The 13,557-nt window shown below is 59.9% G+C and carries 13 protein-coding genes; 9 read left to right on the forward strand and 4 right to left on the reverse strand.

Going from position 1 to position 13,557, the window contains the following annotated elements; all coding sequences use genetic code 11:
* Positions 1 to 2 precede the first annotated feature (2 nt).
* Positions 3 to 866 carry an aldo/keto reductase gene (locus NAT23_RS10270; RefSeq protein ID WP_251928006.1) on the forward strand — a complete coding sequence of 288 codons (864 nt, stop codon included), beginning with the start codon at positions 3 to 5 and terminating at the stop codon, positions 864 to 866.
* Positions 867 to 970: 104 nt separating this feature from the next.
* On the opposite strand, the gene NAT23_RS10275 is transcribed toward NAT23_RS10270, so the two are convergent.
* The 3 genes from NAT23_RS10275 to zwf are packed head-to-tail and all read right to left on the reverse strand — an operon-like array spanning position 971 to position 3,814.
* On the reverse strand, positions 971 to 1,636 hold the full coding sequence (locus tag NAT23_RS10275) for a bifunctional 4-hydroxy-2-oxoglutarate aldolase/2-dehydro-3-deoxy-phosphogluconate aldolase (protein WP_251928007.1): 666 nt from the start codon (positions 1,634 to 1,636) through the stop codon (positions 971 to 973).
* A 26-nt stretch (positions 1,637 to 1,662) separates the two neighbouring features.
* Positions 1,663 to 2,355, reverse strand: a complete 693-nt coding sequence (pgl, locus tag NAT23_RS10280) for a 6-phosphogluconolactonase (protein ID WP_251928008.1) — start codon at positions 2,353 to 2,355, stop codon at positions 1,663 to 1,665.
* Positions 2,342 to 3,814: a glucose-6-phosphate dehydrogenase gene (gene zwf / locus NAT23_RS10285; RefSeq protein ID WP_251928009.1), complete on the reverse strand. Its 1,473-nt coding sequence runs from the start codon at positions 3,812 to 3,814 to the stop codon at positions 2,342 to 2,344. The genes pgl and zwf overlap by 14 nt, the downstream gene beginning before the upstream one ends.
* Before the next feature lie 218 nt (positions 3,815 to 4,032).
* Here zwf and hexR point away from each other — a divergent pair, with 218 nt between their 5' ends.
* Both hexR and NAT23_RS10295 read left to right on the forward strand, forming a co-directional pair.
* Positions 4,033 to 4,884, forward strand: a complete 852-nt coding sequence (gene hexR / locus NAT23_RS10290) for a transcriptional regulator HexR (protein ID WP_350028329.1) — start codon at positions 4,033 to 4,035, stop codon at positions 4,882 to 4,884.
* 223 nt (positions 4,885 to 5,107) lie between these two features.
* On the forward strand, positions 5,108 to 6,544 hold the full coding sequence (locus tag NAT23_RS10295; protein WP_286010013.1) for a sugar porter family MFS transporter: 1,437 nt from the start codon (positions 5,108 to 5,110) through the stop codon (positions 6,542 to 6,544).
* A 101-nt stretch (positions 6,545 to 6,645) separates the two neighbouring features.
* Here the strand turns inward: NAT23_RS10295 and NAT23_RS10300 are convergent, their stop codons facing one another.
* Positions 6,646 to 8,328: a glycoside hydrolase family 55 protein gene (locus tag NAT23_RS10300; RefSeq protein WP_251928010.1), complete on the reverse strand. Its 1,683-nt coding sequence runs from the start codon at positions 8,326 to 8,328 to the stop codon at positions 6,646 to 6,648.
* Positions 8,329 to 8,520: 192 nt separating this feature from the next.
* Here NAT23_RS10300 and NAT23_RS10305 point away from each other — a divergent pair, with 192 nt between their 5' ends.
* From NAT23_RS10305 to NAT23_RS10330, 6 genes are all read left to right on the forward strand, one after another.
* Positions 8,521 to 9,201: a beta-ketoacyl synthase chain length factor gene (locus tag NAT23_RS10305; protein ID WP_251928011.1), complete on the forward strand. Its 681-nt coding sequence runs from the start codon at positions 8,521 to 8,523 to the stop codon at positions 9,199 to 9,201.
* A 110-nt stretch (positions 9,202 to 9,311) separates the two neighbouring features.
* Positions 9,312 to 9,587, forward strand: coding sequence for a phosphopantetheine-binding protein (locus NAT23_RS10310; RefSeq protein ID WP_251594169.1), 276 nt, complete (start codon positions 9,312 to 9,314; stop codon positions 9,585 to 9,587).
* Positions 9,588 to 9,592: 5 nt separating this feature from the next.
* Entirely contained in the window at positions 9,593 to 10,150 is a 558-nt protein-coding gene (locus NAT23_RS10315) for a COG4648 family protein (protein WP_251928012.1), read from the forward strand.
* On the forward strand, positions 10,147 to 11,832 hold the full coding sequence (locus tag NAT23_RS10320) for an ApeI family dehydratase (protein ID WP_251928013.1): 1,686 nt from the start codon (positions 10,147 to 10,149) through the stop codon (positions 11,830 to 11,832). Before NAT23_RS10315 ends, NAT23_RS10320 begins: the two co-directional genes overlap by 4 nt.
* Complete coding sequence (locus tag NAT23_RS10325) at positions 11,825 to 12,568, forward strand: glycosyltransferase family 2 protein (protein ID WP_251928014.1); 744 nt, start codon at positions 11,825 to 11,827, stop codon at positions 12,566 to 12,568. The genes NAT23_RS10320 and NAT23_RS10325 overlap by 8 nt, the downstream gene beginning before the upstream one ends.
* Positions 12,565 to 13,536, forward strand: a complete 972-nt coding sequence (locus NAT23_RS10330; RefSeq protein WP_251594173.1) for a lysophospholipid acyltransferase family protein — start codon at positions 12,565 to 12,567, stop codon at positions 13,534 to 13,536. Before NAT23_RS10325 ends, NAT23_RS10330 begins: the two co-directional genes overlap by 4 nt.
* Positions 13,537 to 13,557 lie beyond the last annotated feature (21 nt).

Raw genomic sequence — 13,557 nt, forward strand, 5'->3', positions numbered from 1 at the left:
CCATGGCCGCTCTCGCGCCCTTGATCATCAGCCTTCGTCAGCTTCACCACTACGATGAACTGCAAACCACCCACGCGCTCGCCGACTGGATCGAAGCCCGCGTCGACGAGGGGCTGACCTGGTTCTGCCTGGCCCCGACCTACGGCGACGGCGAACACCAGGCGCGCTTTGGCCAGGCGCTGTTTAGCCGCCCGGGGCTCTCATCCAGGGTCAACGTGATGGTCAAGGCCGGCATTGTGCCGGCCCATCTCGATACCTCCGGTCGGCACGTCAAGCACTACGACACCGGCTCCAATACGCTGGCCCACGTCATCGATCACCAGCTTGAAATGCTGAATCTCGAGCGCATCGAGCTGTTTCACCTGCATCGCCCAGACCCGCTGATGGACCATGCAACGGTCGGTCATGTGCTTGATGAAGGCATCGCTTCAGGCAAGCTTGGTCACATCGGCGTTTCGCACTTTCTGCCAGCCCAGTGGCGCAGACTTCAGACCGCGATGAGCGCCCCACTTCGCTGCGGCGAGCTTGAACTCTCGATCCCCCGCTCCGAAGCGCTGTTCGATGGGCTATGGGACGCAATGTGCGTCGACAACATCATGCCGCTTGCCTGCTCGCCGCTCTGTGGCGGCCGGCTGTTCGAAAGCCTTCTGGGCTCACTGCTGGCCGAGCGGGCTCAGGACTACGGCGTCAGTGCAGCAAGCCTCGCCATGGCCTGGCTCAACACCCTGCCTCATGCGCCCACCCCGGTTGTCGGTACGCTTAAACCCGCGCACCTTCGAACGCTTCTTGACCACGCAAGCCTCCAGCTCGACCGCGTCACCTGGTTCGAACTGCTTGAAGCCGCCCGCGCCCACCGCGTCTTCTGATAACGCGCGACGCCCCACCTTTTCGCCAGCCAAAAAAAACCCGTTGACCAGATGGTCAACGGGCGAAAACAACAGCCGAGGCTGTCGAGAGAGAGTCGGTGCGCTCAGTGGCGCTTCAAAAACTCTGCGGTTTCCTGGGCAAGCTTTCGAATGCCGTCCCAGTCCTCATTCTCAATCATGTCTTTCGGCATGACCCAAGAACCCCCTACGCACATGACGTTACGAAGCTTGAGGTAATTGCCTGCGTTGTCCGGCGTAATGCCGCCGGTCGGGCAGAACTTCACGTCACGAAGCGGCCCTGCCAGCGCTTTCAATGCCGGTACGCCGCCACTGGATTCCGCCGGGAAAAACTTGAAACGACGATAGCCATACTGCCAGCCGTTGAGAAGCTCAGTGGCCGTGCTGATGCCTGGCAGAAGCGGCACCGGGCTTTGAATGCCGTACTCGAACAGGCGATCAGTGGTACCGGGTGTGACCACAAAATCGACGCCTGCATCTTCGGCAAGCTTGTACTGTTCGGGCGTCAGCACTGTACCGGCCCCGATGCTGGCTTCCGGCAACGCGTCGCGCAGGCGATGAAGCGCTTCGAGCGCACAATCGGTACGAAGTGTTACCTCAAGTACCGGCAAGCCACCATCGTAGAGCGCCTTGCACAGTGGCACCGCGTCTTCGATGCGATTGATGGTCAACACCGGGATCACTTCACAGCGCTGGCAAATGCTGTCGATTTCGGCGGTACGGGTGGCGGGCAGCTGCTTGTCCACTGTCATGAAATTCTCCTGTCTAGGTGCCGGGCTCAAGGCGCCCAGTAAAGCGAAAGAGGCTCGGTCATGAAGGCGCGGATCGGAAGCTCCCGCGCGTCGTCACTGCTGAACGCTGTTGAAAATACGCGGCGCTTGTCCATGCCTGTGACGTGCACGTAGCGGCGCCTGGAATCCAAAAGAGCCTGGCGGCTGAACGAAATTCGCGCCTGGGTCACGCTTGGCGCATGCGCGGCAAGCAGCCGCTGGGTCGTCGTGAGACCATGCTCGAGTTCAGGGCTATCCGGGAACAGCGACGCCGTGTGGCCGTCACCGCCCATACCGAGAATCACCACGCTTGCCGGCCAGTGAAGCTCACCAACCTGCTGCTCGAGCGCATCCACGCCGGCCTCGGGTGTGTCGGCGTCGTTGACCAGCGGATGAAACAGCGCCGTGGCTGCCTCGTTTGCGATCAGATGCGTACGGACAAGCCGGGTATTGCTGTCATCATGAGCCTCGTCGACCCAGCGCTCATCAGCAAGGGTCACATCCACTCTGGACCACTCGAGCCGCTTTTGCGACAGCTCCTTGAAAAAGGGCACCGGCGTCGACCCGCCCGAAACGATCAGTGTCGCTCGACTCTGATGCTCGAGATCCTCACGCAAGGCCGCCGCAACGGCCTCGGCAAGTGATTCGGCCAGCGCCTGGCGCGGCTCAACGGTCTGCTCGGTCGAATCAGTAGTCTTCATACCAGGAGTACCCATCCTTAGTGATCATTGCAATGGAAGACACCGGCCCCCAGGAGCCTGCCGGATAGCGCTTGGGCGCAACACCGCGTTTCTCCCAGCCTTCGATCAGCGTGTCCACCCACCGCCAGGCGTACTCGACCTCATCACGGCGAACGAACAGATACTGCTGCCCTTTCATGACCTCAAGCAGTAGTCGCTCGTAGGCGTCCGGGATACGGGCCTGCGGAAACGCGGTGTGGAAGTCCAGATTAAGCGGGCCCTGACGCAGGCGCATGCCCTTGTCCAGACCGCTGTCCTTGGTCAGTACCTGCAGCGAGATACCCTCTTCCGGCTGGAGCTTGATCACCAGCTTGTTCGAGGCCAGTGAGCGCTGGTCCGGATCAAAGATGTAGTGCGACTGTGGCCGGAAGTGAATCACGATCTGAGACAGCTTCTGCGGCATGCGCTTGCCGGTTCTTAGATAGAACGGCACACCGGCCCAACGCCAGTTGGACACTTCCGTCTTGAAGGCCACGAAGGTTTCGGTGCGGCTCTCGGTGTTGGCATCTTCTTCCTCGAGATAGCCAGGCACCTGCTTGCCGTTCACCGCGCCGGAGACGTACTGCCCGCGCACCACATCGGTATCGAGCATGTCGCCCTCGATCGGGCGCAGCGCCTTGAGCACCTTGACCTTCTCATCTCGGATACTGTCGGAGTCGAGATTCGATGGCGGATCCATCGCGATCATGCACAGAAGCTGCATTAGATGGTTTTGCACCATATCCCGCAACTGACCGGCCTGATCGAAATACCCCCAGCGCCCTTCGATGCCAACCGTTTCCGCCACCGTAATCTCGACGTGGGAAATCTTGCTTTGATTCCATTGATCGCCGAACAGCGGGTTGGCAAACCGCAGCGCCAGAAGGTTTTGAACCGTTTCCTTACCGAGATAATGGTCGATTCGGTAGATGCTTGACTCATCGAAGACCGCACCGATGGCATCGTTGATCTCGATGGAGGTATCCAGGTCATAGCCGATCGGTTTTTCGACCACGACGCGACTACGGTCATCCAGGCAGTTGGCACCGCTCAGGTGCTTGCAGATGTCCCCATAGAGACTTGCCGGCACCGAGAGGTAGATGACCATGGGCACCTCGCGGCCATCGCGCCAGTCGGTAATCCGGCTGTAGCCCTCGAGGGTCGTGAAATCGACCTGTGCGTAATCGAGCCGCTCAAGAAAACGCACCATGCTTTCTTCGGTACGCTCGCTGGCATCAACACGGTGCTCTAGGGCATCGCGCACACGGGCCCGAAACGCATCGGGTTCGTAGTCCTGACGCGCAAGCCCGAGGATCCGGGTTTCATCGGCCAGGAGCCCTTCTCGATCAAGGTGATACAGCGCGACATACAGCTTGCGCAACGCAAGATCGCCAAGGGCACCGAATAATGCGAGGTCGACGGCCTGGGTCTCTTCAGTCATTCGACACTCCCATTGGACTAGTTAATTTACGCGCAACGTTAGCCATAACACGGGGTCCTCGCAACAATTTTTCGTAAACTTACCAAAAAAAGACGCTTGAAGCTGGGCTTCGTTGTCCTGATACAGCATTAGGCGCTAGCATGCTGATTTCACGTAGTAATTTCACCACAACAATCGGGCAATTCTTTGTTGCCTTTATGCAAGCAGCGAGTGACAGCGTGGCCCACGACCTTCTTTCAAAAATACGCCTGCGCCTGGACGATTTAAATCGCTCCGAACGCAAGGTCGCCGATGTCATTTTAGGCGACCCCGACGCCGCCACCGGGCTCAGTATCGCCATTCTGGCCCAGCACGCCGGTGTCAGCGAACCAACCGTCAACCGCTTTTGCCGCAACTTCGACACCAAGGGTTACCCGGATTTCAAGATCAAGCTAGCGCAAAGCCTAGCCGGGGGCACGCCTTACGTCAGCCAGAGTGTGGCCCACGATGATGACACGGCGACCTACACCAATAAAATCTTTGGTGCCAATATTCAGGCACTCGATGAAGCGCGTCGGGCGCTGGACAGCAAATTGATCGAGCGCATGGTGGATTACTTAATCCAGGCCAAGCAGATCAGCTTCTTCGGACTCGGCGCTTCAGGGCCGGTGGCGTTCGACGCCCAGCACAAGTTCTTTCGCTTCAATCTACCCGTGGCGGCCCATGACGACGTTCTCATGCAGCGCATGGTCGCCGCAGCGTCACGAACAGGCGACGTCATCGTTATCATTTCCAATACCGGGCGCACGCGCGATCTCGTCGACATCGCGCTTGAAGCGCGCCAGAACGGCGCCACGGTGCTCGGCCTTACGTCGGCGGACTCGCCGCTTTCAAGGGAATGTACGGAAAGCCTGGCGGTTGCCTGCGCCGAGGACACCGACCACTACATGCCGATGACCTCACGCATGATTCACCTGGCGTTGATCGACGTGCTTGCCACCGGCGTTACGCTCCGTCGCGGCCCTGACTTCCTCCCTCACCTCAAAAAGATCAAGGACAGCCTCAAGCCAACGCGCTTTCCACTCGACTGATCACTGTGCCGACCCGACGCTTTAGCCCCTTGGTCTAATACGGCAACGCCACCGGCTTCTCTATGCTGAAGCTTAACATCAGTACAATGTCTAATCGCATGTTGCCTGGAAACCTTTCACCGATTCAGACATAGTCCCCCCGCCCTGTGACAGTCACATATCAAGACCAAAGTCTGCAGGGTGCTTCAAACGTTAAAGACACGCCAAGACAAGGAGTCGCCTCATGGCTGGTAGCTCAGGCCCTGCCCCGTCCAGCGGGCAGGATTACAAACCCGATGCGGTCGCGCATGCTGACATCGTGCCGATGGTCTGGTTCAGTTGCGGACTGGCTGCTCTGGCTGGCCTGCTGTTCGGTATGGACATCGGCGTCATTTCAGGCGCCCTGCCTTTCATCAAGCAGGAATTTCACCTCTCTACCGGCATGGAAGGCTGGATCGTAAGCTCGATGATGGTGGGCGCGGCCATCGGCGCCTTTTTTGCCGGCGGCATTTCAAACCGTTTTGGCCGACGCAAGGCCATGCTCTACAGCGCGGTGTTGTTCTTTTTCGGGGCCCTGGTGGCAGTTGTCGCCATCAATACGACGCTCTTGGTCGTCGCTCGCATCATGCTGGGGCTCGCCGTGGGCGTGGCGTCGTTCACCGCGCCACTGTATCTCTCGGAAGTTGCCCCTGAGCGTATTCGCGGCACCACCATTTCGTTCTATCAGTTGATGGTTACCGTCGGTATCTTGGCGGCATTCGTCTCGAATCTGGCGTTCAGCTACATCGAAAGCTGGCGTTGGATGTTCGGCGTATTGATGATTCCGGCCGGCATGCTGTTTCTTGGGGTCTTGATGGTGCCCAACAGCCCACGTTGGCTGGCGGCACATGATCGTTTCGACGAAGCACGCAACGTACTGAACAAGCTGCGCGGCAGCCGGGAAGAGATCGAATACGAGATCCAGGAAATCCAGGAAAGCCTTGAACAGAAAGAGCAAAGCCGAGGCTTTGACATGTTTAAGGAAAACCCCAATTTCCGGCGTTCGGTTCTGCTTGGCGTCTCACTTCAGATTGTTCAGCAGTTCACTGGCATGAACGCGATCATGTATTTCGCGCCGCAGATTTTTGAAGCCTCCGGCTTCGAAGGCACCGCCGCACAGCTCTGGAGCACGGTCGCAACCGGTTTGGTTAACGTACTGGCCACCTTTATTGCCATCGGCTTTGTTGATCGCCTCGGCCGCAAGCCGATCCTGTATGCAGGCTTTTCGATCATGGCGATCAGCATGGCGGTACTGGCAACGATTCTCGGCATTGGTCCAAGCACCAGCTTCCTTCAATACACGGCCATGGGCGCACTGCTGGTATTTGTCGCAGGCTTCGCGATGTCTGCAGGCCCGCTGATCTGGACACTCTGCGCCGAGATTCAACCTCTTCGTGGCCGCGACTTCGGCATCAGCGCCTCGACAGTTGCGAACTGGGTCGGCAACTTTGCCGTCGGTCAGTTCTTCCCGATCATGCTGGTCGGCATCGGTGGCACAATGACGTTCGGTATTCTGGCGGCGCTAAACCTTCTGTTCATTGTTTTCACGCTGCTCTTGATTCCAGAAACCAAGGGCATATCGCTTGAAAAGATTGAGAAGAATCTCATGGGCGGAAAGGCGCTTCGCGACATCGGCGCCTAACCATCCAGGCCTTGAGCGATACGCTCCGCACGACAAAACGCCGCCTGTTTAGGCGGCGTTTTTCATGGTAGCGACGCCGTGTGAGAGACGCCGGGTCGTACTCAGTACGGATGGAACAGCTGCAGGTTGAAACTCGAAGGGGTAGCCGGCGTCCCGTCCTTTCGAGTCACGAACGTGAACACAAAGCCGTAATAGGCCTTATACTTTTCGGCGCCGCTGTAGGCATGCAAATACTCGATGCCGGCAAGTTCGATGTCGCTGTCATCGACGGTAACCGTCACGATCGGATCGCGAAATTCATACTCGCCCTTGTTGAACGACAGCTCGATCACACCTTCTTTGCGCTCTTGGTTGGTTGGAAAGAAGCCAACCCCGGGCGCGTCCTTATCGCCCTTTCGCCATTTCACGAACTGAGGCATGCCGGTCAGCGCCTCATGCACTTTTCCTTTCTTGGTAACCTGCTCTGAATGCCCGACCATGCCCGGACGAGCCGCATTGACCTCGTACTCGTCCCAAAGCGTTGCCTCTTCCTTGTGCTTGCCCTTATCATCTTTCGTCGCACTCGGGTTAACACGTGCCGCAAAGCGCAGCTTGCCTTTCCACACGCCCGCCTCATTGTGCTCGGGGTCGGCATCGAAATGAACGTGACCCTTGGCGCTTGTGTGGCGAAACACCAGTGGCTGAGCGTCCTTGTGCGCCTTGGAATACCCGCTTTGGATCACGAACGGGACTTTACCCATCCAGGCATCGGTTTCCTGTCGAATATGATTAGGCGAGATGCGCGTGGCAGACCCGGTGGACGAGCGCACCACCAGATCGCCGTCGGCCGCCGAAACGCCACCCATCGCCTGATTGTGTTCACCGGCGCTGAAGATGTCTTTCCAGCCATAGACCAGATAGTTGGCCGAGGCGAAGCAGTTAACGATCTGCTGTTTCATATGCGTTCGAGCGGCCGGCCAGTCCGACTCACCGCCGTTGCGCTTTTCCCACCAGTTGCCAATAAAATTCGAGCCGTAGATGACTTTGGCGATGATCGCATCGCCCTTGACTGCTTCGAAAATGTTGTCCTGAAAGGTCGCCCCGTAAAGTTCGCCATCGAACACCACACAATTGTCAACGTAGTTGAACTCGTTGCCGATCAAGCGAACGGTCGTTGACGGCAACGAATTTGTCTTTCGTTGCCTCACTCGGAGACCGTACTCACAGTCAACGAACGCGCACTGAAGCACGTTGAAATTGACGATAAACTGCGGCACGAGTATCCCGATGCCCATCGATTTGAAAAAGACATTCTGGATCGTGGTGTTGTAATCGGAGGCTTCCAGCGCTACCGCGCCTTTCTTGCTCTTGCCATTGAACGTAAGCGAGGCCACTTCCGGGCCACAATGGCGAAACATCGGGCCATCCAGGGAGTAATGCGGCATCAAACACGCCTCGTCGTCACCGCTATTCATGCGGGTTCGGCCGGGACCCTTCAAATTTCTGCCGTGAAGATCCACTGTCTTTGCGATGCGGTAGGTGCCTGGCGGGACATGGATGGTTCTCCCCCACTGCGAGCGCGCAACCTTTGCAAACGCCGTTGAACTGTCGCGACGCCCGGAGGGGTCGGCGCCCCAGTACAGGACGTTTGCGCGCACATCGGCGTCCATCGCCTGTTGACGGTCGCCGCCGTCGGCCGCCTGAACCCGTGGCGCCAATACACTGCCAATGACCGCGGCCGGCAGCAGCGTCATCGACCCGCGTAGAAACGCACGCCGTTTATCGTTACCCGAAGACGAACTCATCGAAAGCCTACTCCTTACCCATGATTGGAACGCGAATTGAGTCATCGTGCTTGATTGTGGCCGCCGCTTCCATGCCGAGATGCCCGGTTAAAGCACGGTCGACCGACGCCGTTAAGGACGTCACAAGTTGGTGATCACACACTGGGTGCGTACAATAGCCCGCCTCTAATACTTCAAGCGACCCTTCTGCTCATGCGCGTAGATTTGCCCCTCGACAATGACACGGTCGGCGGTCCGATCGTTGTGGACTGGCGCGGCTGGCTGCCCGATGGTTCGGTAACCGACCCACGGGTAATGATCGAAGAAAAGCCGCCCGCACACGGCGTGCCTGCCATGCTCAAGCGTCGGCTGACGCCGGTCGGCCGGGCGCTGTGCGACATGCTCGGCGCGCTCAAGGCCGCCGACGACGAGGCGCCGATCGTTCACGCCTCCCAGCACGGTGACGGGCAGCGCCCGCTCGATATGCTCGACACCATCGCAGACGGCGAGCCGGTGTCTCCGACCCGGTTCAGCCTGTCGGTACATAACGCGCTGGCAGGCGTCTATTCGATAGCCTTCGGCCACCTAGGTTCCATCTCAGCCATTTCAGCCACCGGCGAAGAGTGGCCGGCACTGATTCAAGAAGCTGAAGGCTTTCTGGCAGAAGGGGCGCCTCGTGTGGTGATCATCTGGAGCGACAGCACCATCCCCGGGCGCTATCGCGCTAGAGACCGCTGCGCCGAGCACCCCTCGGCCGTGGCCGTGGTGCTTGAGCGCAAAGGGCACGAACCGGCGCTTCCTGCCCGGAGTCTGTCCGCCGGTAAAACGGCCGGAAGAGCGCAGCCCGATCACCTGATCAATGAACTGATGGCACACACGCCGAGCATCCGCTGAGGGTGGTGCTTGGCGGTGCGTCTCGTGACACACTATTACCCGCTCGTACCCGGCACCCTCGCACTGCCGTCACTAGAGAGCGGATCGACCATTACACAAGAGGATCTGCCATGTCAGACACGTCACTGACACCGCTGGAACACGAACTGGCCGAGCTTATCATCGACACACTCGAACTCGAGGATGTGAGTGTCGACGACATCGACCCCGATGAGCCGCTGTTTGGCGATGGGCTCGGCCTCGATTCAATCGACGCGCTCGAACTCGGCCTTGCGCTTCAAAAGCGCTACGGCATCAAGCTCGACAGCGACGCCGAGGAAAATCAGACCCACTTTGCAAGCCTTCGTCATCTGGCCGCGCTGGTCGAGGCCCGCCGGGCGTCCTGATCGACATGATCAAATCACCGCCGACCTCACCACTGTTGATGCTGGTGTCACTGCTGGGCGTGCTCTACCCGGTGGCCATGCTGTTGCTGTTGCCACACCTGAACAGCCTGGCCCTGGCGCTGATCGGGGTCGGCCTGATGCTGATTCGTGGCGTACTCACGCACCGACTCTGGCTTCATCTGGGGCTGGCGCTTCCGCTGGTCGCGATCGTCCTGTTCGGCTCAAGTGAGCTTGGAATGAGGCTCTACCCCGTGATGGGTAATGCACTGATGCTTTTTATCTTCGCAAGCAGCCTGCGTGGGCCGATGCCCATCATCGAGCGTTTGGCCCGGCTCAAGGAGCCAGACCTGCCCGAGGCGGGCGTGCGCTATACGCGTCAGGTCACAAGGGTCTGGTGTGCGTTTTTTACGATCAACATGATCATCGCGGCCCTGACGGCGCTCTTCGCCGACATCGAACTCTGGACACTCTATAACGGCGTCATCAGTTACTGCCTCACCGGTGCCCTGTTTGCCGGTGAATGGCTGGTTCGACACCGCGTCCGCCGGAGAGCAACCTCATGACGGCCATGACTGAGCAGCACTTTCTGAGCGCCCCGTGGCAATGGGCTTCTCACCTGCCACAGGTAGCAACGTCCGGTGCGTGTCAGCGCGATCATGCTGATTTCTGTCGGGACGTCGCTCGCTGGCAACACGCACCGCTCGAGCGCGGCCAGGACGCCATTCTGGTCGACCCCGACCCGTGGTCGTTTACCTGTGCGCTGCTGGCCTGCTGGCATCGAGGCGTGCGCGTGATCCTCCCCAACGATGGCCAGCCGGACACGCTTGCAGCCCTTGCCGGAGACGGCGCACGCCTGATCGGCGCTCAGGGCTGGACGCCACCGCCGGATGCGTTCGTGGGCCCGCCCGTCTGGGGAGCGCTTTCGGCCGAGGCGGTGGCCATCGACATCTTTACCTCTGGCTCGAGCGGCACGCCCCAGCGCCTGACAAAGACCTTTCGTCAGCTGGCGCATGAAACCTGCGCTTTCAGCAATGCCTTTCCACTTGCCTACGGCGTGGTGGTAAGCCAGGTCAGCCTGCATCACATCTACGGGCTCTCCGCCGCGCTTTTGCGCGCACTGACCGAGGGGCTGCCGTTTTCATTAACGCCGTGTCGATTTCCGGAAGACGTTCACCACTACCTACACGCGACCTCGGTGGCCGCACTGGTTAGTTCACCGGCACAGCTCGAACGTCTGCCCGAAGCGCTTGATGCGAACGACCGTCCACCCCAGCAGGTCTTTTCATCGGGTGCGCCACTGTCTCAAGACGCGGCCGTGCGTGCGCGTCGACAGCTCGGCTGCACTATTACGGAGATCTACGGCAGCTCCGAAACCGGCGCTATTGCCTGGCGAGACCGCACAGTCGCCTCGCATTGGCAGCCTTTCGACGACACCGACGTGCGTGCAGATGGTGAGCTTTTGTGCCTTCGCTCCCCCCGTCTTGCCACATCGGACTGGGTGACCCACGCCGATCGGGTGCGTTTTATCGATGCGCGCCGCTTCGAGCTGCTTGGGCGCGCCGACCGAATCGTGAAAGTAGGTGGCAAGCGGATTTCACTCGAGGCGCTCGAGCGTACGCTTGCCCAGCAACCGAACGTTGTCAAAGCGCACTGCGTTCAGCCCCGAAGCGCCAACGACCGTATTGCCGCGATCGTGCAGCTCACACCGCAGGCCGTGCCGCACACCGGTACCGAGCGCAAGGCGCTGATCCAGGCTCTCAGGGAAGGGCTTCAGGACGCCTTTGAAACCATCGCCCTGCCTCGCTATTTCCGCTTCGTCGAACACTGGCCCGTCAACGCCCAGGGCAAGCTCACCCGGGCAACGATCATGCGGCTGTTTCAGGATCTTGAAAACCGGGATGTGCCGCGTTGGCTTGGGTGCACCGAGGCCCCGGATGACATCTGCCACATCACGTACGAAATTCCGGAACATCTGCGGGCCCTGGAGGGGCATTTCCCGGGGCTTCCGATCGTGCCGGGCATTGCGCTGGTGCACTGGGCCATGCAGGAGGCGAAAACCCGCTGGCCGGATACCCTCACAACCGGGGCACTGGAACGGCTTAAGTTCCCAACCCCGGTGCGCCCGGGCATGCGCATCACACTGACGCTTGAGCACGCCCCGGCTCGCCTTGCGTTCACCATTCGCTCTCAGTGCGGCCAACATGCCAGTGGCCGCCTTCGCCTCAAGGAGACCGCGCATGACTGACGCGCGCGCCTGCATCGTGGTTCCGGTCTTCAATCACGAAGGCGCCATCGTGGGCACCTGCGAGCGCCTGAAGGCACTGTCGCTGCCGATTCTGCTCGTCGACGACGGCAGTCACCCGGCCTGCGCCGACGTACTCGATAAGCTGTCCCTGCGGCACACCCACATCCATCTGATTCGTCTGGCGCAAAATTCGGGCAAGGGCGCCGCGGTTCGCGCCGGCCTCTTTGCCGCGTTCGAGCGTGGCTATACGCATGCGCTGCAGGTCGATGCCGACGGCCAGCACGAGGTCGATGATCTGCCGGGGCTTCTCGAAAGCATGCGTGAAACCCCCAGGACCCTGATGGTCGGTATTCCCGAATTCGACGACAGCGTGCCGATGCACCGCTTCATCTGTCGCTACATTACGCACGTGTGGGTCTGGTTCAACACGCTCTCACTCAAGATCGTCGACAGCATGTGCGGCGTGCGCCTTTACCCGCTTGCCCAGGTGGCGCCGATGCTCAAGCGCTACCCCTGTGGTGATCGAATGGATTTCGACACCGAAGTTCTGGTGCGCTGGCACTGGCTCGGCGGCGACATCCAAAATCACCGCATTCGCGTACGCTACCCCCAGGATGGCGTCTCGCACTTTCGTCTCTGGCGCGACAACGTGATTCTCGCCCGCATGCACTGCCGCCTGACGCTTGGCATGCTTGTCCGCGCGCCTTCACTCCTGTTTCGAAAACGTACCCCATGACTCAAAAACACTGGTCCGAGGTCAAGGAATCCGGCTCCGTTACCGGCATGAATCTGATGCTGTCGATTCATCGCCGTCTGGGCGATCGTGGCTACGACGCTATCCTGTTTTTCGTAAGCATCTACTACTGGTTTCGCAACCCGTTGGCCCGGCGGGCATCACGTCAATACCAAAAGCGTCTTCGCGCCGCCTACCCGGCGCTCAAACTGCCGATGCTGCCAACGCTTCGCCATTTCATGGCGTTCGGTATCGCCATGCGCGACAAGGTGCGTGCGCTTCACGGCGACATTCCAAGAGAGCAGGTCACGATGGTCGACCGTGACACCCTGCGCGCAGCCATCGAAAGCGGCCAGGGCGGGCTCATGATGGTGTCGCACCTTGGCAATCATGAGATCTGTCAGGCGCTCTCCGCCCTTAGACACGACCTCAAACTCAGCGTACTCATGCACACCCAGCACGCTCAGCGATTCAATACGCTCTTGAATCAGGGCACTGGCCCGCGCCCGGATGTGATCGAAGTCACTCACATCGGCCCTGAGACCGCCCAGCGGCTTCAGGCACGCATCGACGAGGGCGGCTTCGTGGTGATCGCCGGTGATCGCGAGCCGATCGGCTTGAATGGCCGCACGCGGGACGTGTCGTTTCTCGGCCACGACGCCCGCTTCCCAGAAGGCGGGTTCTGGCTGGCAAGCCTGCTTCGCTGCCCGACCTACTTCCTTCTGTGCGCCCGGGACAAACGCCAGTACAACGTGCATTTTGAGGCACTGGGAGATGCACGAGACCTCAAGCGCCGCGACCGCGCCCAGTGGATCACCGATCAACTGACGCGCTACGCCGGGCGGCTGGAACATTACTGCGCGCGCTACCCGCTTGAATGGTTCAATTTCTACCCGTTCTGGGCCACGCCGACGACGAACACGACCTCGACCACGGCCCCCACGGAACCGGGCGCCGGTTCGCCACTCTAATCGACATCCCCGGCAGGAGAC

It is taken from the genome of Larsenimonas salina (genome assembly GCF_023736155.1).
GTDB lineage: Bacteria > Pseudomonadota > Gammaproteobacteria > Pseudomonadales > Halomonadaceae > Larsenimonas > Larsenimonas salina.